Source organism: Aliivibrio sp. 1S128 (assembly GCF_001691065.1).
GTDB lineage: Bacteria > Pseudomonadota > Gammaproteobacteria > Enterobacterales > Vibrionaceae > Aliivibrio.
Map to the genome: position 1 here is coordinate 1 of NZ_MAJV01000146.1, position 940 is coordinate 940.

Sequence of the window (940 nt, forward strand, 5' to 3'; positions counted from 1 at the left end):
AATTAAAAGAGCAGCTATATCAGGCAAAGATTATCTACAGTTGGGAGGATATAGGAGGAGGCTTAAAGGATAAATTAGTAGTTTGGGGAGTCGCTACTGTTATTGGTTGGCTTTTACCTTTATTTCTAATATGTGTTGAAAGTATTCCTTTATGGAGTAATGAATTTTGGTTTTTTACAGGTTGTGCAATAGCTGGAATGCTGGTCGTGAGATATTTATTTTTTCCTGATAAACATTTTTGCTATCACCTAACTCCAATGGGGATTCATTACACTGAACAAGACATGATCCCAGAAGTGGCTTATAAAATTGCGCGAGGCTTTGCTTGGGTTGGCATTGTGGTCTGTATTATCGTTGCCTTTATGTTTGGTCCATTGGCTTTTGTTGGAGCAGGGGCCTTTGCGCTCATGTCATTTGGGATGACAAATTTCCAGTCAACTATACAAGAGCATGAAGTTTTTTTCTCTGATAGTCCAATTTTATTTAATCCAGTTAACGATACTATGTTCAGAGTAGACAGTAATACAGCTTCTGATTATTGTTGTCGTCGAGACTTTTACGTACCTTCTTTAGAGCAAAAGAAACAAATTATAACAGCGATTCAAAATAGCCAAAAAAATATAGAGTACGTAGAGTTAGCTAAGTTAAATGATATGTTTAAGCACCCTATTTTCATTCAAGATTAGAATGAAGTAATCGAAATTGACCTACCTATTAGATTTAGGCGTTATAGCTCGAGATACCATTACGGTCTTCGTTAATATGCCTTTTAACGGGCAAGCATTAGAGCATGATGAGTTGGGCTATATTGCTTCAGGTAATAGCCAGGGTGAACTCGTTATATCGTCAGCACGGAAAGATAGCGTATCTCGCACTATTAAAGTTGAGGTGAATGATGAGTCCTAAAGAAAAAATAGATGAATTAAAAGAGCAGCTATAT

General features: G+C 36.6%; 2 protein-coding genes. Both read left to right on the forward strand.

Annotated elements, in window-relative coordinates:
- Positions 1-686 (forward strand): hypothetical protein (locus A6E03_RS18240; protein ID WP_141677309.1); only part of this gene is annotated, 686 nt, incomplete at its 5' end.
- A 16-nt stretch (positions 687-702) separates the two neighbouring features.
- Positions 703-906: a hypothetical protein gene (locus A6E03_RS18245; protein WP_065601461.1), complete on the forward strand. Its 204-nt coding sequence runs from the start codon at positions 703-705 to the stop codon at positions 904-906.
- Positions 907-940 lie beyond the last annotated feature (34 nt).